The 19663-nt window shown below is 71.2% G+C and carries 17 protein-coding genes; all 17 read left to right on the plus strand.

Translation table 11 applies throughout. The features are described from left to right. Window positions 1-85: 85 nt before the first annotated feature. The 17 genes from AC5RV6_RS07740 to AC5RV6_RS07820 all read left to right on the plus strand — a co-directional run bounded on the left by AC5RV6_RS07740 (window position 86) and on the right by AC5RV6_RS07820 (window position 19521). Window positions 86-1798 carry a peptidoglycan D,D-transpeptidase FtsI family protein gene (locus AC5RV6_RS07740; RefSeq protein WP_494006736.1) on the plus strand — a complete coding sequence of 571 codons (1713 nt, stop codon included), beginning with the start codon at window positions 86-88 and terminating at the stop codon, window positions 1796-1798. 50 nt (window positions 1799-1848) lie between these two features. Next, window positions 1849-3474: a UDP-N-acetylmuramoyl-L-alanyl-D-glutamate--2,6-diaminopimelate ligase gene (locus AC5RV6_RS07745; protein ID WP_494007375.1), complete on the plus strand. Its 1626-nt coding sequence runs from the start codon at window positions 1849-1851 to the stop codon at window positions 3472-3474. A gap of 6 nt (window positions 3475-3480) precedes the next feature. After that, a complete protein-coding gene (locus AC5RV6_RS07750; RefSeq protein ID WP_494006737.1) occupies window positions 3481-4980 on the plus strand; it encodes a UDP-N-acetylmuramoyl-tripeptide--D-alanyl-D-alanine ligase in 1500 nt (499 codons plus the stop codon). Then, the gene (gene mraY, locus AC5RV6_RS07755) at window positions 4977-6080 is read left to right on the plus strand and encodes a phospho-N-acetylmuramoyl-pentapeptide-transferase (protein WP_494006738.1); all 1104 of its coding nucleotides are present in this window, start codon (window positions 4977-4979) and stop codon (window positions 6078-6080) included. The genes AC5RV6_RS07750 and mraY overlap by 4 nt, the downstream gene beginning before the upstream one ends. Beyond that, window positions 6062-7630 carry a UDP-N-acetylmuramoyl-L-alanine--D-glutamate ligase gene (gene murD, locus AC5RV6_RS07760; RefSeq protein WP_494006739.1) on the plus strand — a complete coding sequence of 523 codons (1569 nt, stop codon included), beginning with the start codon at window positions 6062-6064 and terminating at the stop codon, window positions 7628-7630. Before mraY ends, murD begins: the two co-directional genes overlap by 19 nt. Further along, a complete protein-coding gene (ftsW, locus tag AC5RV6_RS07765) occupies window positions 7631-8911 on the plus strand; it encodes a putative lipid II flippase FtsW (RefSeq protein WP_494006740.1) in 1281 nt (426 codons plus the stop codon). Next, window positions 8908-10008 (plus strand): undecaprenyldiphospho-muramoylpentapeptide beta-N-acetylglucosaminyltransferase, encoded by a 1101-nt coding sequence (gene murG, locus AC5RV6_RS07770; protein ID WP_494006741.1) that lies wholly within the window; start codon window positions 8908-8910, stop codon window positions 10006-10008. The genes ftsW and murG overlap by 4 nt, the downstream gene beginning before the upstream one ends. A gap of 35 nt (window positions 10009-10043) precedes the next feature. Further along, complete coding sequence (gene murC / locus AC5RV6_RS07775) at window positions 10044-11510, plus strand: UDP-N-acetylmuramate--L-alanine ligase (protein WP_494007376.1); 1467 nt, start codon at window positions 10044-10046, stop codon at window positions 11508-11510. Beyond that, window positions 11500-13008 (plus strand): cell division protein FtsQ/DivIB, encoded by a 1509-nt coding sequence (locus AC5RV6_RS07780; RefSeq protein WP_494006742.1) that lies wholly within the window; start codon window positions 11500-11502, stop codon window positions 13006-13008. The genes murC and AC5RV6_RS07780 overlap by 11 nt, the downstream gene beginning before the upstream one ends. Window positions 13009-13243: 235 nt before the next feature. Then, window positions 13244-14443 carry a cell division protein FtsZ gene (gene ftsZ / locus AC5RV6_RS07785; protein ID WP_494006743.1) on the plus strand — a complete coding sequence of 400 codons (1200 nt, stop codon included), beginning with the start codon at window positions 13244-13246 and terminating at the stop codon, window positions 14441-14443. Between the two features lie 8 nt (window positions 14444-14451). Beyond that, a complete protein-coding gene (locus tag AC5RV6_RS07790; RefSeq protein WP_494006744.1) occupies window positions 14452-15177 on the plus strand; it encodes a purine nucleoside phosphorylase YfiH/LACC1 family protein in 726 nt (241 codons plus the stop codon). A gap of 28 nt (window positions 15178-15205) precedes the next feature. Further along, complete coding sequence (locus tag AC5RV6_RS07795; RefSeq protein ID WP_494006745.1) at window positions 15206-15973, plus strand: YggS family pyridoxal phosphate-dependent enzyme; 768 nt, start codon at window positions 15206-15208, stop codon at window positions 15971-15973. An 89-nt stretch (window positions 15974-16062) separates the two neighbouring features. Next, window positions 16063-16623 (plus strand): cell division protein SepF, encoded by a 561-nt coding sequence (locus AC5RV6_RS07800; protein WP_494006746.1) that lies wholly within the window; start codon window positions 16063-16065, stop codon window positions 16621-16623. A gap of 45 nt (window positions 16624-16668) precedes the next feature. Continuing rightward, complete coding sequence (locus AC5RV6_RS07805; RefSeq protein WP_494006747.1) at window positions 16669-16965, plus strand: YggT family protein; 297 nt, start codon at window positions 16669-16671, stop codon at window positions 16963-16965. Window positions 16966-17123: 158 nt separating this feature from the next. Further along, a complete protein-coding gene (locus AC5RV6_RS07810; RefSeq protein WP_494006748.1) occupies window positions 17124-17771 on the plus strand; it encodes a DivIVA domain-containing protein in 648 nt (215 codons plus the stop codon). Between the two features lie 149 nt (window positions 17772-17920). Beyond that, the gene (gene lspA / locus AC5RV6_RS07815) at window positions 17921-18586 is read left to right on the plus strand and encodes a signal peptidase II (RefSeq protein ID WP_494006749.1); all 666 of its coding nucleotides are present in this window, start codon (window positions 17921-17923) and stop codon (window positions 18584-18586) included. Then, window positions 18586-19521, plus strand: a complete 936-nt coding sequence (locus AC5RV6_RS07820) for an RluA family pseudouridine synthase (protein WP_494006750.1) — start codon at window positions 18586-18588, stop codon at window positions 19519-19521. The genes lspA and AC5RV6_RS07820 overlap by 1 nt, the downstream gene beginning before the upstream one ends. Window positions 19522-19663: the final 142 nt, after the last annotated feature.

Here is a 19663-nt window from a genome sequence, read left to right on the forward strand (position 1 = left end):
TCGGAGTTCGCCAGTGGCACCAAGTTCGCAGACGGACGGGGCAGCACCCCGTACCGCCGTGGTCGCATACCGGCTGCGCGCTGGAATGATCCTTGCACTGGTCCTGCTCCTGGTCCTGGCCGGACGCCTCTTCCACGTACAGGCGCTGGATCCTGAAGGCATGGCCCAGACGGCGGTCGAAAACCGCCTGGTGACCACCACCGTGCCGCCGCTGCGCGGCAGCATCCTGGACGCCGACGGCAACTACCTGGCCCGCAGCGTGGAGCGGTTCGACATCGTGGTCGACCAGCGCCTGTCGCAGGGCGAGGACAGCTACACCCGGACCACGCCGGAGGGGGAGAAGGAAGAGGTCAGCTACGACCAGGCCTTCCGCGAACTCTCCGCCATCCTCGGCCAGGACCCGGAGACACTGCGCGCCTCCGTGCTGGGAGAAAAGGGCTTCAACTTCGTCGCCAAGACCGTCACGCCGGAAATCCGGGACAAGGTGCTCGCCGTCCGCTTCCCCGGCATCTACGCCGACCGCACCACGCTGCGCACCTACCCCTCCGGGTCGGTCGCCGGGGCGATGGTCGGCTTCCTGGGCACCGACGGCCCGCTGGAAGGCCTGGAGCTGACCCAGGATTCCGTCCTCGCCGGAGAGGCCGGCAGCAAGACCTTCGAAATCGGCGGCGACGGCATCCGGATCCCGTACGCCACCAATGAAGACACGGCGGTGCGCGACGGCGAATCGATCCGCCTGACCATTGAGCAGGACATCCAGTGGTTCGCCGAGGAGACCATCAGCGCGCAGGTCGAGGAATACCGTGCCGAATGGGGCAACATCGTGGTGGTCGAAGCGGACACCGGCAACGTCGTCGCCATGGCCGAGTCCGGCACCGTCGACCCGAACAACCCCGGCGCCACGCCGGCCGAATCGCGCAAGCCGCTGTCGGTCGCCGCCTCCTTCGAGCCGGGCTCGACCACCAAGGTGATCACCATGGCGGCGGCCCTGGAGGAGGGCCTGATCGAGCCCACCAGCCAGTTCGAGCTCGACAACACCTACACGGTGGATGGACAGACCTTCAAGGACGCGTTCGAGCACGGCCGGATGCAGATGACCGCCGCCGGGGTCCTTGCCCGGTCCATGAACACCGGCACCGTGGCCATCGGCCGCCAGCTCACCCCGGACCAGCGGTATGAGTGGCTGCGGAAGTTCGGCATCGGCGAGCCGCTGAACGTGGGCCTGAACGGCGAGACCGCCGGCATCCTGGCGCCCGCCGACCAGTGGGATCCCCGCCAGCAGTACACGGTGCTCTTCGGCCAGGGCCTGGCCCAGACCGCGCTGCACACCGCGATGGTCTACCAGACCATCGCCAACGACGGCGTGCGCCTGCCCCCGCGGCTCGTCGATGCCCGCATCGACGCCGACGGCAACGAGCAGAAGACCGACGCCGGCGACGGCACCAGGGTGATGTCCACCGAGACGGCCAAGGAACTGCAGCGGATGCTGGAGACGGTCACCGTGGAGGGCTCCGGTGCCACGGGAGCCCTGGAGCAGTACCGGGTGGGGTCCAAGACCGGCACCGCGGAGGCGCCGGGACCCAACGGCGGCTATGACGGCTACACGCTCTCGTATGCTGGAATGGCACCCATGGAGGACCCCAGATACGTCGTTGTGGTGACCCTGCAGCGGCCGCAGGGCGACCTGTACTACCTGCTGCCGGGGGAGTCCTTCAAAAAAGTGATGGAGAAGGTCCTGACCACGCACAACGTACCCCCCTCCCAGGGCGAGCCCGACATTTACCCCATCGAGTACTAGTTCCTGGAGCACCAGTGCCTGCAACACAAGATTCCCGGCCTGCCGCGCGCATGCGGCCCACCCGGGTGAGCCCGGTGTCCCTGGCCGACGCCGTCCACGCCCTGCCCGCCGGGCTGCCCGGGCTCAGCCCGGCTCCCGGCACGCCCGCGGACGCCTGGCAGGTGCCGGTGACCGGCCTGAGCATCAGCTCCGCCGACGTCGTTCCCGGCGACCTCTACCTGGGCCTGCCCGGGGCACGCCACCACGGCGCCCGGTTCGCGGCCGACGCCGTGGCTGCCGGCGCCGCCGCCGTCCTGACCGATGAGGCCGGGCTGGAGCACGTCCGCGGACTGGACGTGCCCGTCTTCACCGCGCCGGAGCTTCGCCGCCTGGTGGGACCGCTCTCGGCCGTGATCTTCGGCAGCCGGCCCGATGACGGCAGCGCACCGGTCCTGCTGGGCGTGACCGGGACGAACGGCAAGACCACCACCACTTACTTCATCACCTCGCTGCTCGCCGCCCTGGGCCGCAGCACCGGCCTGATCGGCACCATCGAGATCAAGGCCGGCGACGAACCGATCCCCAGCACCCTCACCACCCCCGAATCCCCGCAGGTCCACGGCCTGCTCGGCCTCATGCGGGAGAAGGGCCTGGACGCCGCGGCCATGGAGGTCTCCTCCCACGCCATCTCCTACCGGCGGGTGGACGGGGTGCGCTACGACGTGGCCGGGTTCACCAACCTCACCCAGGACCACCTTGACCTGCACGGCTCCATGGAGGAGTACTTCCAGGCCAAGGCCGCACTGTTCACACCCGAGCGGGCGCGGCGCGCCGTGGTGACGGTCGACGACGAGTGGGGTGCCCGCCTGGCCCGCCAGGCCCGCATTCCCGTCCTCAGCCTCGACACCTCCGCCGCCTCCGGCGGCACGCCCTTCCGCGGCGAATCCGGCGCCCCCGCCGACTGGACGGTCCGGGGCCTCACCCGCCGCGGGCTCGGGCACGGGTTCGAACTGCACGGACCGGACGGCACCGTCCTGCGGGCCGCCACCGGCCTGCCGGGCACCTTCAATGTCTCCAACGCAGCCCTGGCCGCGGTCATGGTCCTGGCCTCGGGCGTGCCCGCGGACCGGCTGCAGGAGGCGCTGGACACCCGCGACCCGTTCACGGTGGAAGTGCCCGGGCGGATGCAGCTGATCAGCGAGCAGCCGGCGGCCATCGTCGACTTCGCGCACAACCCCGATGCGCTCTCCCGCACGCTTGAAAGCGTCCGCCGGCCCGGGACCGGATCCCGGGTGATCGCGGTCTTCGGTGCCACCGGCCAGCGGGACGAGACCAAGCGTCCGCTGATGGGAGCCGTGGCGGCACGACTGGCGGACGTGGTGATCATCACCGATGACGATCCCCACGACGAGGACGAGGCGCGGATCCGCGCCGGCGTGCTCGCCGGTGCCCGCGAGGCGCAGCGGACCGGGTCGCTGTCCTGCGAGATCCTCGAAGTCGCCCCGCGTGCAGCCGCCATTGAGCGCGCCGTGCAGCTGGCAGGACCTGCGGACACCATCGTGGTGGCCGGCCGCGGACACGAGGTCTGGCAGGAAGTGAAAGGCGTCAACCTGGCGCTCGATGATCGGGTCGAGTTGAGGCAGGCTTTGACAAAGCATGGATTCAGTGGCCTTTCCGCCGAGCGGGTAGAGTCCTAAACCGTCATGATTGAACTAAGCGCAGCCGAAATTGCGGCCATCACCGGCGGAGAGCTCATCGGGCCAGCGGCCGGCAACCCCTCGCTGACCGTCACCTCCGCGACCACGGATTCCCGTGACGCCGGTCCCGGTTCCCTGTTCATCGCCAAGCCCGGCGAGACGACCGACGGACACCTTTTCGTGCCCGCAGCCTTCGACAGCGGTGCGGCACTGGCCTTGGTCGAACGCCCGGTGGCCGACGCCTCCGGCAACGTCCTGCCTGCCGTCCAGGTGCCCGACGCCGTCCTGGCCATGGGCAGGATCGCCTCGGACATCGTGCGCAGGCTCCGCGCCGAGGGCGAGCTCACCGTCATCGGCATCACCGGCTCGGCCGGCAAGACCACCACCAAGGACCTGCTGGCGGGCATCCTCCGTCGCCACGGCAGCACGGTGGCGCCCATCGGCTCCTACAACGGAGAGGTCGGCATGCCGCTGACCATCTTCACGGCGCCGCACGGCACCCGCTACCTGATCCTGGAGATGGGCGCCACGGGCATCGGACACATCCGCTACCTCACCGAGCTGGTCCGGCCCGACATCGGCGTGGTGCTGTGCGTTGGCTCCGCCCACGCGGGGGAGTTCGGCGGCGTGGAAAACATCGCCAAGGCCAAGGGCGAAATGGTCGAGGCCCTCGCAGCGGACGGCACGGCGATCCTGAACGCCGACGACCAGCGGGTCAACGCCATGGCGCCGCGGACCGCTGCGCCCGTCCTGCGCTTTTCCTCCGACCCGGACCTGGCGGCCGCGAACGGCACCGTCCGCGCCCTCGACCTGCGCACGGACGACGCCGGGCACCCCGCCTTCACGCTTGAACTGCCCGACGGCAGCAGCTACGAGGTGGTGTCGGGGCTGATCGGCGAGCACCATGTGGCGAACCTGCTGGCTGCGGCCGCAGCCGCCTGGGCCGCGGGGATCGACGGGGCGTCCATCGCCGAGGCGCTGACCGGGCAGGGCCCGGCCAGCCGCTGGCGGATGGAACGCACCGACCGGCCCGACGGCATCACGGTGATCAACGACGCGTACAACGCCAACCCGGAGTCGATGCGCGCCGCGCTGCGCACCCTCGCCGAGCTCGGCCGGGAACGGCGCACCTGGGCGGTCCTGGGCGAAATGCTCGAACTCGGCGACGCCTCGGTCCTGGAGCACGACGCGCTTGGCCGCTACATCGTGCGCCTGAACATCTCCAAGCTCATCGTCGTGGGCGACGGCGCGCGCGCCATGCACACCGGGGCGGTCATGGAGGGCTCATGGGGGGATGAGTCCACCTTTGTCCGCACGGCCGCGGAGGCCGAGGCCATCCTGGCCGAGGAACTGGCCCCCGGCGACATCATCCTCTTCAAATCCTCCAACGGCGCAGGCCTGCGCTTCCTCGGTGATCGGATAGCCTTGAAAACCCCAGCAACACCGCCCTCCGCCGACACGGACACCACCCGGAGCCATCCGGAGACCGGGGGACACGACCTGTGATCTCCCTGCTGGTCGGGTCGTCCCTGGCGCTGCTGTTCGCCTTCGCCGGGACGCCCCTGTTCATCCGCCTGCTCGTGCGCCGCGGCTACGGCCAGTTCGTGCGCGACGACGGGCCCACCTCGCACCACACCAAGCGCGGCACCCCCACCATGGGCGGCGCCGTCATTGTCGGGTCCGTGGTGGCTGCCTATTTCCTGACCCATCTGGCCAGTTCGGTGATCAACCCGGGAAGTCCGGGCCCGACGGCGTCGGGCCTGCTGGTGCTCTTCCTCCTGGTGGGGATGGGCCTGGTCGGTTTCATCGACGACTACACCAAGATCTCCAAGCAGCGCAGCCTCGGCCTGAATGCCACCGCGAAGATCGTGCTCCAGACCGCCGTCGGCGTGGCCTTCGCGATCATGGCCCTGCAGTTCCCCAACCGGGACGGACTGACACCGGCGTCCACACAGATCAGCTTCATCCGCGACACCGGGCTGGACCTGGCGTTCGCCGGCACCACCATCGGCGCCATCCTGTTCGTGATCTGGGCGAACCTGATCGCCACCGCCACCACCAACGGCGTGAACCTGACCGACGGGCTCGACGGCCTGGCGGCAGGCGCCTCCGTACTGGTCTTCGGCGCGTACTTCCTGATCGGCATCTGGCAGTCGAACCAGAGCTGCTTCGGCCCCGAGCCCGGAAACCGCTGCTATGAGGTCCGTGATCCGATGGACCTCGCGCTGCTGGCCGGCGCCCTGGCCGGGGCGCTGATCGGCTTCCTGTGGTGGAACACCTCGCCGGCCAAGATCTTCATGGGCGACACCGGATCCCTGGCCCTGGGCGGAGCGATCGCGGCGTTCGCCATCCTCTCCCGCACACAGATCCTGCTGGTCATCCTGGCCGGCCTGTTTGTGCTGATCACCCTGTCGGTGATCATCCAGGTCGGCTACTTCAAGATCAGCGGCGGCAAGCGGGTCTTCAAGATGGCGCCGCTGCAGCACCACTTCGAGCTCAAGGGCTGGGCGGAGGTCACCGTGGTGGTCCGGTTCTGGATCATCGCCGGGCTCTGCGTCGCTGCAGGCCTGGGCATCTTCTACGCGGAATGGGTGGTGGGCCAGTGAGCACCGATGCCGCCGGGGCCTCCCGGCTTGATTCCCTGACCACCTGGGACGCCGACTGGTCCGGCCTGCGCGTGGTCGTCACCGGCATCGGCCTGTCCGGCTTCTCCGCGGCGGACACCCTGGTCGAGCTCGGCGCCCGCGTGGTCGTCGTCGACGGCGCGGACACCGAAGCCAACCGGGCCAAGGCCGACACCCTGCGCATTGTCGGCGCGGCCGACGTGCTCCTCGGAGCGGAGGCGGCAGCCGTGCTGCCCGACGTCGACGGCGTGCCGGCCGACGTCGTCGTCACCTCGCCCGGCTTCCGTCCCGACCATCCGGTGCTGGCGCAGGCCGCCGCCGCCGGCATTCCCATCTGGGGCGACGTCGAACTGGCCTGGCGGGTGCGGATCCGCGAGGGCCGGAAGACCGCCGAGTGGTTGGCCATCACCGGCACCAACGGCAAGACCACGACCGTGGGGATGACCGAGGCCATGCTGCGCGCCGCCGGGCTCCGCGCCATCGCGGCCGGCAACGTCGGCACCCCCATCCTCGACGCCATCCGGGATCCCGAGGGCTGGGATTTCATCGCCGTCGAACTTTCCAGCTTCCAGCTGCACTGGACCTGGTCCGTGTCGCCGCTGGCCAGCGTGTGCCTCAACGTGGCCGAAGACCACGTCGACTGGCACGGCTCCTTCGAGGCCTACCTGGCCGACAAGGCCAAGGTCTACGAAAACACCCGGGTCGCGTGCATCTACAACGCCGAACAGGCGGAGACCGAGCGGATGGTCGAGGACGCCGACGTCGTGGAGGGCTGCCGCGCGGTGGCCTTCACCACCGGCATGCCGGCCATCAGCATGCTCGGCGTCGTGGAGGGCCTGCTGGTGGACCGCGCGTTCATCGCCGAACGCCGCGATTCCGCCGCCGAGCTGGCCACCCTGGCCGACCTGGGCCGCAACGCCGCCCGGCACACCGTGGCCAACGCCCTCGCCGCCGCCGCGCTGGTCCGCGCCGCCGGCGTGGAACCGGCGGCGGTGCGCGAGGGCCTGCGCAGCTTCGAGCCGGGCGACCACCGCATCCAGCCCGTGGCGCGGCTGGACGACGTGCTCTGGATCAACGACTCCAAGGCCACCAACCCGCACGCCGCCGCCGCGTCCCTGTCCGCTTTCTCCAGCGTCGTCTGGATCGCCGGCGGCCTGTCCAAGGGCGTGGAGTACGACGAGCTGGTGACCGCCAACGCGGACCGGCTGCGCGCCGTCGTGCTGATCGGCACCGACACCGGCGCCCTGCGCTCGGCTTTGGTGCGACACGCCCCCGGGGTGCCCGTGATCGACGCCGCGACCGACCACACTGGTGGAGACGACACCACCGGCGGACCCGCTGCCGGGGAAGAGATCATGGCGGCGGCCGTGGCACGCGCCGCAGCTGCGGCCGAGCCCGGCGACACGGTGCTGATGGCCCCGGCGGCCGCCTCCATGGATCAGTTCACTTCCTACGCACACCGCGGCAACGCCTTCATCGAGGCCGTCCGCGGATACGTGGAGGGACAGGCGCAGGCCGTAAAGGAGCAGTAAATGGTCAGCACGTCCACCGGAAGCGGTCGGAAACCGGCGGTCCGCCGCACCGCACCCGCCGCGGGACGTGCGGCCGACGGCGCCGGCTCCACGGCCGTACCCGCCCCGCGCCGGGGCCGTATCAAGCGGCTGCTCATCTGGCTCGAAGGCAGCGAACACGACGCCACCGGCGGCGCCTACTACTGGATCCTCGGCACCACCCTGGCGCTGACCGCCATCGGCCTGATGATGGTGCTCTCCGCGTCCTCCGTGGAGTCCATCGCCGCGTCGGCGGGCGAACCGCTGGGCGCCAGCACGTTCGATCTGTTCGTCAACCAGTCCATCTTCGCCGCCATCGGGGTCGCGGCCATGCTGGGACTCTCACGCGTCCCGCCGTCCTGGTACCCGGCCATCGGGTGGATCGCCATGGTGGTCGCCGCCGGCCTGCTCGTGGCCGTGCTGCTGGTGGGCGAGGAGGTCAACGGCAACAAGAACTGGATCCGTATCGGACCCGTCCAGGGCCAGCCCTCCGAGGCCGCGAAACTCGCGATGGCCATCTGGTTTGCCGCCGTCCTGTCCCGGAAGGGCCGGCTGATCAACCAGCCCAAGCACGCCTTCATTCCGGTCGTTCCCGGCGGCGGCGTGCTGATCCTCCTTGTCGTCCTCGGCAAGGACCTCGGCACGGTGATCATCATGGGCCTGATCCTGCTCGCCGCGCTCTTCTTCGCCGGCGCTCCGCTGCGCCTGCTCGGACTGATTTCGGCGCTGGGAGCCGGGGCCGGGCTGCTGCTGTCCGTCTTCAGCGGCAACCGCTCCAGCCGCATTTCCGCCTGGCTGAAACTGGACTGCTCCGGCGGCCTCTGCGACCAGGCCAACGCCGGCATGTATGCCCTCGCCAGCGGCGGCTGGTGGGGCGTGGGCATCGGCCAGAGCCGGCAGAAGTGGAACTGGATCCCCGAGGCCCACAACGACTTCATCTTCGCGATCATCGGCGAGGAGTTCGGCCTGCTCGGCACCCTGGTGATCATCGGTCTCTTCGCCGCCCTGGCCCTGGCCACCATCCGCGTGATGGTCCGGCACACCGCCCCGTTCGCGCGGATCGCCTGCGGCTCCATCCTCGTCTGGATCGTGGGCCAGGCGTTCGTGAACATCGCCATGGTCACCGGACTGGCGCCCGTCATCGGCATTCCGCTGCCCTTCATCTCCTACGGCGGCTCCTCGCTGCTGTTCACCCTCGCCGCCGTCGGCGTCCTGCTCTCCTTTGCCCGCAAGATCCCGCAGAAGGAAATTCCCGCTTCATGAACCAGCCCCTTTCCGCAGTTCTGGCCGGCGGCGGCACCGCCGGCCACATCAGCCCCCTGCTGGCGATCGCCGACGCGCTGCGCCGACGTGACCCCGAGACTGCCGTCCGGGTCGTGGGGACCAAGGCCGGCATGGAGACCCGCCTGGTGCCCCTGGCCGGCTACGACCTGGCCACCATCGACCGGGTGCCCATGCCCCGGCGCCCCTCCGGCGACCTGCTGCGGCTGCCCGCCCGCCTGGTGCGCGCCGTCCGCCAGGCCGGGGCCATCCTCGACGAGGCGGCGGCCGACGTCGTCGTGGGCGTAGGCGGCTACGTCAGCACGCCCGTGTACCTGGCCGCCCGCCGGCGCGGCATCCCCGTCGTCGTGCACGAGGCCAACGCCCGCCCTGGCCTGGCCAACCGGGTCGGCGCCCGCGGCGCCGCCGCAGTCGGCACCGCGTTCGAAGGCACCCCGCTGCCGCATGCCGTCCATGTGGGCATGCCCATGCGGCAGGCCATCTCCCAGCTGGACCGCGCCGGGAAGCGGGCCGGGGCGCGCGCCGCCCTGGGCCTGGAGGAGAACCGGCCCACCCTGATCGTCACCGGCGGGTCCTCCGGCGCCGCCAGCATCAACCGGGCCGTCGCCGACGCCGCCGCCGACCTCGGCGCCGCCGGAATCCAGACGCTGCACATCACCGGACGGGACAAGGCCGTCCGCACCGCCGACGGCCAGCCGCTCAGCGCACCCGGTTACCGGCAGGTGGAGTACGTCGACGCGATGGAGACCGCCTACGCCGCAGCCGACCTCTTGCTCGCACGGTCCGGAGCAGGCACCGTCAGCGAAGTCAGCGCCGTCGGGCTGCCGGCCTTCTTCGTGCCGCTGCCGCACGGCAACGGCGAGCAGGCGCTCAACGCCCGCGGGCTCGTCGACGGCGGCGGCGCCCGGCTCGTGGAGGACCGCCTCTTCACCGCTGACGTCATCAGGACGCAGCTGCTACCTTTGCTCACCGACGCCACGGCGCTCGAGCGCATGGCCGCGGCCTCCGCGGCGCTGGGCATCCGCGACGCCGACGAGCGGATGGCCGACATCATCATCAAGGCGGCGCGCCGGGCATGAGCACCACCCCCCACACCACAGCAAGGAACAGCACCATGGACGACGCCGCAGCTACCGCACCCGCCAAGGCCGGTGCACGGCAGCGCCTGCGCCCGGCGGACCTGGGCCGCGTGCACTTCATCGGCCTCGGCGGAGCCGGGATGTCCGCCGTCGCGCGGATCCTGCTCGGCCGCGGCACCCCCGTCTCGGGCTCCGACGCCAAGGACAGCGCCGCGCTGAGCGCTCTGGCCGCGCTCGGCGCGGAAACCCACGTCGGGCATGACGCCGCCCACGTGGGCAATGCCGACACCGTGGTCATCTCCACGGCCATCCGCCCGGACAACCCGGAGCTGGCCGCAGCACGCGCGGCGGGGCTGCGGATCCTGCACCGCTCCATGGCCCTGGCCGCGGCCATGGAGGACAGCCGCCTGGTGGCCGTCGCCGGCACGCACGGAAAGACCACCACCACGGCCATGACCACCGTGCTGCTGCGCTCGGCGGGGCTGGACCCGTCCTTTGCCATCGGCGGCGACGTCTCGGGCCTGGGCGTGAACGCCGCCTGCGGCGGGGGAGACGTCTTCGTGGCCGAGGCCGACGAGTCCGACGGCTCGTTCCTGAACTACACCCCCTCCGTGACCGTGGTGACCAATGTCGAAGCGGATCACCTGGACCACTACGGCACGGCCGAAGCCGTGTACGCCTCCTTCGACCGCTTCGTCGAGCTGCTCCCGGCCGACGGGCTGCTGGTGGCCTGCGCCGACGACCCCGGTGCCGCGGACCTGGTCCGGCGCAGCAGCGCTCCGGCGGTGCTCACCTACGGCTACGCGGCCGAGGCCGACGTCCGGATCCTGGAGACGGTGGCCGAGGGCAGCGGAACGGTCAGCACGCTCTCGTTCACCCGTGAAGGCCGGAGCGGGCAGTGCACCCTGCGGCTGCAGGTGCCCGGCCGCCACAACGTCGCCAACGCCACCGCCGCCTTCGCCGTCGGACTCCACCTCGGCGTCGCCCCGGAAGCAGCCGCCGCCGGGCTGGCCGCGTTCTCCGGAGCCGCCCGCCGCTTCGAACCCCGCGGCGAGGCGGCCGGGGTGCGGGTCTTTGACGATTACGCCCACCATCCGACCGAACTCGACGCCGCCCTGCGCGCGGCCCGGACGGTTGCGGGGGAGCACCGGGTGCACGTGCTGTTCCAGCCCCACCTGTTCAGCCGGACCCGGAACTTCGCCGCCGAGTTCGCCGCCGCCCTCGGCCTGGGCGACTCGGCGACCGTGCTGGACATCTATCCGGCGCGGGAGGACCCCATCGAAGGCGTCACCAGCGAGCTGATCACCAGCCGCCTGGACGTCCCCGGCGGCTATGTCCCGGACGCCGCCGACGCCGTCCGTGCCGTGGCGGCCCGCGCCGAGCCGGGGGACATCATCCTCACGGTCGGAGCGGGCGACGTGACCCGTCTCGGCCCGGAGCTGGTGGCGGAGCTCGCCGGCAAGGCCGCGCGGACGGCCGCACCCACCGACCATGGCCGGTAGGCGGCCCAGGGTTCCGGGCCATCCCGGCCCGGAGCCCTTCCCCGCCGAGGAGGGCGGCGCCCGGGCCGACCAGGCACCGCAGGCCCTGCCGGATGGGGCTGCCGGCCGCGCCGATGGCACCGCGATCGCCGGGCACACCGCGAACGAGGCGGAGCACATTGTCACAGCCGTCCGGGAGCTGCCCGAGGAGGAGCCCGACGACGGCCGGTCCCGCCGCAGGGGCCGGGGCCGCCGCGGATCCAAACGGCGGCGCGGCAGGGAAGGATCCGAGGAGACGCCGCAGGAGCCGGAGGCCGGACGTGAACGGGCGACCGGCAGCGACCCGGCGCCTTCGGCCGCGGATAGGCCCGGCACCCTGGCGGCCGGAGAGCCGAAGCCTCGGCGCACCGCCCGCCGCGGCGGCCCCGCCGCGGCCGGGCCGCAGCCGGAGAGCGAGGCCGGGGCCCTGCCCCGCGTTCCGCGCCCACGGCGCTCCGGACGGTCCGCCGCGGCGGCGGGGGAGGACCGTCCCGGCAGCCGGCCGCCCGGCACCGGAGCATTCGGTTCCGCAGTGTTGGCTTCCGGAGCGTCGGGAACATCCGGAACGGGAACCCCGGGCGGCGCTTCGCCCGCCGTCCCGTCACTCACCGCCGACGGCGGCCGCGCCCGGACTTCCGAAACGGAACGACCGGCAGCCACCGCAGCTGACGCCACCGCCTCCGGAGCCCGGGGGGACCGGCAGGCGAAGCCGGGACCCGGCGGCAGCGATGCCGGTACCCGCGGGACGGCGCCGGACGAGGCCACCGTGCTGGCCTTTCCGGAGCCGCCGCACCGGCGCCGGCGGCGCCGCGTGCTGCTGGGGACCCTCATCGCGGCCGTGCTGACCGCGGCTTTCTTCGCCGTGCTGATCTTCACGCCGCTGCTGGCCACCCGCACCATCATTGTGGAGGGCCACTCCCTGCTGCCCGAGGAGACGGCGCAGGCCGCGCTGGCTCCGCTCGAGGGACGCTCCCTGACGCTGATCACCGATGACCAGGTCCGCGGGCTGCTGGCCGACCGGCCCGAGGTGGCCGACGTCACCGCAGCGGCGGAACCGCCGTCGACGCTGCGGGTGGAGATCACCGAACGGGTGCCGGTCGCCGTGCTGCAGCAGGAGGGCGAGTTTGTGCTGATCGACCGCGAGGGCCGGCGCCTGTCCGCCGTAGCGGACCGGTCCGCCGCCAAGCTGCCCCTGATCGACGGCGGAAGCGACGCCGTGGACAGCTCCGTCTTTGCCACCGTCACCGAGGTCCTGGCCGCCCTGCCGCCCGAAGTGCTGCAGCAGCTGGACCACGCCTCGGCGCCGACCGTGGATTCGGTGGAGCTGCGCCTGCTGAACGGCCGCACGGTCCTGTGGGGCAGCGCGGAGGCCAATGCCGCCAAGGCCAGGGCGCTCCAGGCCCTGCTCGGCATGCCGGAGCAGGACCCTCCGGTGAAGACCTACGACGTCAGCGCACCCAACCGTCCGGCGGTGCGATGAGGCCCGGGACAGGCCGGTGCGGCGGAGGGCCGGCGGCGGGAACACGGCAAACTTTGCCCGACACGCGGGGCCGGTGTTTGCGCCGCTTCCTCCGGACCCATAGCGTCTTGAACTAGAGATTTACTTGACATAACTATAACCCTCAACCATAGGGTTAAGGTTGTTCGGGTTGAAGGTTAGGCCGGAGCCCGGCCGCAATTGATCAGTGCACAGATTCGAACAAGGGACACAGGACGTGGCAGCACCGCAGAATTACTTGGCCGTCATCAAGGTCGTAGGCATCGGCGGCGGCGGCGTAAACGCCGTCAACCGGATGATCGACGTCGGCCTGCGCGGGGTGGAGTTCATCGCGATCAACACCGACGCCCAGGCGCTGCTGATGAGCGACGCCGACGTCAAGCTCGACGTCGGCCGCGAACTGACCCGCGGCCTCGGCGCCGGCGCTGATCCCGAGGTGGGCCGGAAGGCCGCCGAGGACCACGCGGAGGAGATCGAAGAGGTCCTGCGCGGAGCCGACATGGTCTTCGTGACCGCCGGCGAAGGCGGCGGCACCGGCACCGGCGGCGCGCCCGTCGTGGCCCGGATCGCCCGCTCCCTCGGAGCCCTGACCATCGGCGTGGTGACCCGTCCCTTCACCTTCGAGGGCCGGCGCCGCTCCAACCAGGCCGAGTCCGGCATCGACACGCTGCGCGATGAAGTCGACACCCTGATCGTCATCCCGAACGACCGCCTGCTCTCGATCAGCGACCGCAACGTGTCCATGCTCGACGCGTTCCGCTCCGCCGACCAGGTGCTGCTCTCCGGTGTCCAGGGCATCACCGACCTGATCACCACCCCGGGCCTGATCAACCTCGACTTCGCCGACGTGAAGTCCGTCATGCAGGGCGCCGGCTCCGCGCTGATGGGCATCGGTTCCGCCCGCGGCGAGGACCGCGCCGTCAAGGCCGCGGAGCTTGCCATCGCCTCGCCGCTGCTTGAAGCCTCCATCGACGGCGCCCACGGCGTGCTGCTGTCCATCCAGGGCGGTTCCGACCTCGGCCTGTTCGAGATCAACGAGGCCGCCCGCCTGGTGCAGGAAGTCGCCCACCCCGAGGCGAACATCATCTTCGGCGCCGTCATCGACGATGCCCTGGGTGACGAGGCCCGCGTCACCGTCATCGCCGCAGGCTTCGACCAGGTGGACGTCACCTCCCAGCCGGCGGCCGCCGCGCAGAAGCCGGCCGAGCCCGCCGTGCCGCCCACGGCCGCAGGTGCCGCCCCGGCCTACGCAGCACCGGCCTCCGCCGGCCTGTCGGCCTGGTCGCAGCAGCGCAGCGCGCAGCACAGCGATGTTCCGGCCGACGCCGGCTTCGACATCGACCTGCCCGCGGTCGTCGAGTCGGACCTGCCCGGCAGCCGCCGGGACGACCTGGACGTGCCCGACTTCCTCAAGTAGGACCGGCCGTGAGTGCCGGATTCCGGTGGCGCCAGGAGGTCGGCGACGGCCTCCTGGCGGCCTTCACGGGAACGGACGAAGGCAACCTGGCCCTGCACGTGGGGGATGACCGGGAGGCGGTGCTGGCGCGCCGCCGAGACCTGGAACAGGGCATGGGCGTGCCGTCCGGCAGCCTGCGCTTCATGAACCAGGTGCACTCCGCGCTGGTCGCCGACGTCAGCCGCGATGACCCGCCCGGCCCGGCCCCGTCCGTGGACGCACTGGTCAGCGCGGACGCCGGCGTGCCGCTCGCGGTCATGGTCGCCGACTGCGTGCCGGTCCTGCTGGCCGGGGACCGCCCGGGCGGCTCCGTCACCGCCGCCGCACACGCAGGGCGCGCCGGACTGCTCGACGGCATCCTGCCCGCCACCGTGCAGCGGATGCAGGCGCACGGGGCGCGGGCCCTGCGTGCCTGGATCGGACCGGCCATCTGCGGACGCTGCTACGAGGTTCCTGAGCAGATGCAGGCCCAGGCGGCCGCAACGCTGCCCGGCATCCCCGAGCTGATCAGCACCACCCGTGCCGGCACCCCGGGTCTCGACCTGCCCGCCGCCGCCGCCGCCCAGCTGGGCGCGCTGGGCGTCGACGTGAGCCGCGTCGGGCCCTGTACGCTCGAAACCGAAGGTCTCTACTCGCACCGGCGCAGCAACCGCTCCGGCCGCTTCGCAGGCCTGATCTGGCGCCCCGGCCCCTGAGCCGGAGCCCGGCACGCAAGGACATGCAATGACAGAACCACTCCTTTCCCCTGCCGACCGCCGGGAGGAACTTGCCGCCCGCCTGCAACGGGTCAGGGACCGGATCGCCGCGGCAGCGCGGAACGCCGGCGCCGTTCCGCCGCAGCTGATCGCCGTCACCAAGTACTTCCCGGCCGACGACGTGCGGCTGCTGGCCGGGCTGGGCGTCACGGATGTGGGCGAGAACAAGGACCAGGAAGCATCCGCCAAAGCCGCCGACGTCGATCAGCCCGGCCTGCGCTGGCACTTCGTCGGCCAGCTGCAGACCAACAAGGCACGCTCGGTGGTCCGCTACGCCCATGCGGTGCACTCCGTGGACCGTCCCGGCCTGATTGCCGCACTGGGCAAGGCGATGGCCGCCGAGCAGGACCGCCGGGAGGTGCAGGGGCTGCAGCCGCGCGAGGACCTGGACTGCTTCCTGCAGGTGGACCTGCGCGTCTCCCGCCCCGCCGATGCGTCCGGGCCCGCGGCGCGCGGCGGGGCGGATCCGGCTGACCTGCCCGGCCTGGCGGACGCGGTGGCGGCAACGGAAGGGCTGCGCCTGCGCGGGCTGATGGCGGTCGCGCCGCTGGGGGAGGACCCCGCCGACGCCTTTGCCCGGCTCCGGGAGCTCTCCCGGCGCCTGATCGCCGACCACCCGGGCGCCGACCGCCTGTCGGCGGGCATGAGCGCGGACCTGGAGGCCGCCGTCGCCCACGGAGCGACACACCTGCGCATCGGCTCGGATATTCTCGGTCCCCGGCCCTCCCTGCGGTAGCGTCGGAACCGGGACCCGGAGGATGCCGGGCCCGTCCCGGATCAGGCCCCGGGGCACCCGGGCACGCTGGAAGACAAGAAGGAGCAGCCATGGCTGGCGCTATGCGCAGGACGATGATTTACCTTGGGCTCGCCGACGGCGATGAGCACTACGAGTCCGAGCAGAAGAACCTGCGCGAGGCGCCCGGCCGTGACGAGGACTTCGAGCCGGAGCAGGAGCGCCGCGCCGAGCGCGCACCCCAGCCGGAGCCTGAGCGCACCCGGCCGGAGCCCGCCGCCCCGGCACCGAAGAGCACCGCAGTTGAGGAGTACCGGGCCCCCGTGACCCCCATCAAGCGCGCGCCCTCGTCCCGTGAGGACGTCGCCGGCCTGCGCCAGATCACGACCGTGCACCCGCGCTCCTACAACGATGCGAAGATCATCGGCGAGAGCTTCCGCGACGGCATCCCCGTGATCATGAACGTGACCGACATGAGCGAGGCCGACGCCAAGCGGCTCGTGGACTTCTCCGCCGGGCTCGTCTTCGGCCTGCGCGGCTCGATCGAACGGGTCACCAACAAGGTGTTCCTGCTCTCCCCGGCCTACATTGAGGTCCTCGGGGATGATAAGAAGGTCAGTGAGTCCCAGTCCATGTTCTTCAACCAGAGCTGACCCGCCTGACAGCCAGGCGGCCGGCACGGAAATGAAACCCAGCGCGTGAGTATCATCCTTTCCCTTCTGTACCTGGTCCTGATGCTGTTCCAGCTGGCCTTGATCATCAGGATCGTGTTTGACGCGGTGCAGATGTTTGCCCGCCAGTGGCGGCCGCGCGGGATCTCCCTGCTGCTCGCCTCGGCCATCTACGGCGCCACCGATCCGCCTATCCGCGCCCTGCGCCGGGTGGTGCCCCCGCTGCGGCTCGGCGGCGTCTCGCTGGACCTGGCGTTCCTTATCCTGTTCATCGTGGTCGGAATCCTGATGCAGGTGGTGGCCGCAATCGGGTTCCGTGCCTGATCAGCGCCGCCTGCGGCCCGGCGTCAGGTTAGTTTTCAGTAGGCAAAAGTTGTAGTGTGAAAACGATATGAACGCCTGATCTTTTCTGTTCGAAATTCTGTACGAAGAACCGCCGGCGCTTCGCGGGCGGGTCTCTATGAACCATATGAGGTGACCAGATGGCTCTGACGCCAGAAGATGTAGTCAACAAGCGGTTCCAGCCGACCAAGTTCCGCGAGGGCTACGACCAGGACGAGGTCGACGATTTCCTTGACGAGATCGTTGTCGAACTCCGCCGCCTGAACGCGGAAAACGAGGACCTGCGCCGCCAGCTGGCCGAAGCCGTCGCCGACGGCCCCCGTGAAGCAGCCGTCCCGGCCCCTGTCGCGGCCTCCCCGAAGACCGAAGCGGTCGAGGCGCCCAAGGAGGAGCCGGTCCGCGAAGAGCCGAAGCCGGAGCCCGCCGCGCCGGCTCCCGCTCCGGAGCCCGTCCAGGCCAAGTCCGAGAACACGGCCGAGAACGCCGCCGGCATCCTCGCCATGGCCCAGAAGATGCACGACGACTACGTCGGCGCCGGCATCGAGCAGCGCGACAAGATCATCGCCGAAGCCCAGATCGAGGCCAGCGGCCTGGTCAACGAGGCGCAGGAGAAGAGCCGCAAGGTCCTCAGCTCCCTCGAGCAGCAGAAGGCCGTGCTGGAGCGCAAGGTCGAGCAGCTGCGTGTCTTCGAGCGTGACTACCGCAGCCGCCTGAAGGCCTACATCGAAGGCCAGCTGCGCGACCTCGACGCCCGCGGCTCCGTCGCCTCGGAGACCGCCGACGCCTGATCAGGCGGAAGCACGGCGCCGCCCACGGCCAGGCGGCGTGGCATAGACTGGAGAACAGAGACCACGGGCCGGTGGCCGGGCAGCCCCGGCCACCGGCCCGTGGTGTGTCCGCCACCAGGTCCGCCCGACCGGACGATAACGAAAGCACCATGACTGATTCATCCCCGGCGGGGCCCGTCCCCGCGAGCACCGGCACCACCCGTTACGGCCGCCGCTTCGCCGTCCTGATGGCCCTGTGCGCCCTGGTGGCGCTGGTCCTCGACCAGCTGACCAAGTGGCGGGTCGAGTCCACCATGACCGAAGGCCAGGTCATCGACGTGTTTCCGCCCCTGCTGCGGTGGCACTTCATCCGCAACCCCGGCGCCGCGTTCTCCATCGGCACCGACTACACCTGGGTCTTCACCATCATCATGGTCGGAGTCTCGGGCTTCCTGATCTACCTTTTGTTCAAGGTCCGCTCCATGGCCTGGGCGGCGGCGCTTGGCCTCGTCCTCGGCGGCGCACTCGGCAACCTGACCGACCGGCTCTTCCGGGAACCCTCGTTCGGGCAGGGGCACGTGGTCGACTTCATCGCCCTGCCCAACTTCGCCATCTTCAACATTGCCGACTCCTGCGTGGTTTCCGGCGTGATCCTGGTCTGCCTGCTGACCCTGCGCGGCATCGGCCTGGACGGACAGCGCGAGGAGCTGCCGCCGCGCCGCGCGGGCCGCCGCTCCGCGGCCTCCGCCGAGTCCCCGGAAACCCGAGAAGGCACCGGAACCATCGGCACCGGAACCGACGCCGCCGACGGCGGCACCGACGGGAAGCGGAGCTGATGGAGGCGCTGCGCACCCGGCTGGACATCACCGAAGCCGACGCCGGAACCCGGGCCGACGCCGTGCTCGCACGACTGCTGGGCGTCTCCCGCTCCACCGCCGCGGCCTGGTGCGGACAGGGCTACGTCACCGCCGGCGGGCGGCCCGTGGGCAAGTCCGACCGGCTCGCGGCCGGTGCCGCGCTCGACGTGGATGTGCCCGAACAGCGCGACCCGCTGGCCGTGGTTCCCGAAACCGTCGACGGCCTGGGCATCCTGGCCGACGATGACGAGTTCGTCGTGATCGACAAGCCCGTGGGCGTGGCCGCGCACCCTTCGCCGGGATGGGTGGGGCCCACCGTCGTGGGCGCCCTCGCCGGTGCGGGCTTCCGCATCTCCACGTCCGGCGCCGCCGAACGGCAGGGCATCGTGCACCGGCTCGACGTCGGCACCTCCGGGGTGATGGTCGTGGCCAAGACCGAACACGCCTACACCCTGCTCAAGCAGGCGTTCAAGGAGCGGACGGTCGAGAAGACCTACCACGCCGTCGTCCAGGGGCTGCCGGATCCGCTCACCGGAACCATCGACGCGCCCATCGGCCGGCATCCGGGCTATGACTGGCGGTTCGCCGTCATCGAGGACGGGCGGCCGTCGGTGACGCACTACGAGGTGCTCGAGGCCTTCGGCCGCGCCTCCCTGGTTGAGGTGCACCTCGAGACCGGACGCACGCACCAGATCCGCGTGCACTTCTCCGCCCTGCGCCATCCGTGTGCCGGGGACCTCACCTACGGCGCCGATCCGCGAATGGCCGCGGAGCTGGGACTGACCCGGCAGTGGCTGCACGCCCGGAAGCTGGGCTTCCACCATCCCGGCACGGGGGAGTGGACGGAGTACACGAGCAGCTATCCGGATGATCTGCGGTACGCCCTGGACGCCCTGCGGGACGGCCGGGGCTGACCGGCTCCGTAGGGCCGGACGGGCCCGCCCGGTGTGACGCGCGAGGCTCCGCCGCGCCGTGCCGCCTGGCCGGCGGGCCCTGCACGGCGGCCTAGAATGGGCAGGTGGCATCAGCGACTTCACAAGACTCCTTCGTCCACCT

It is taken from the genome of Arthrobacter saudimassiliensis (genome assembly GCF_059090665.1).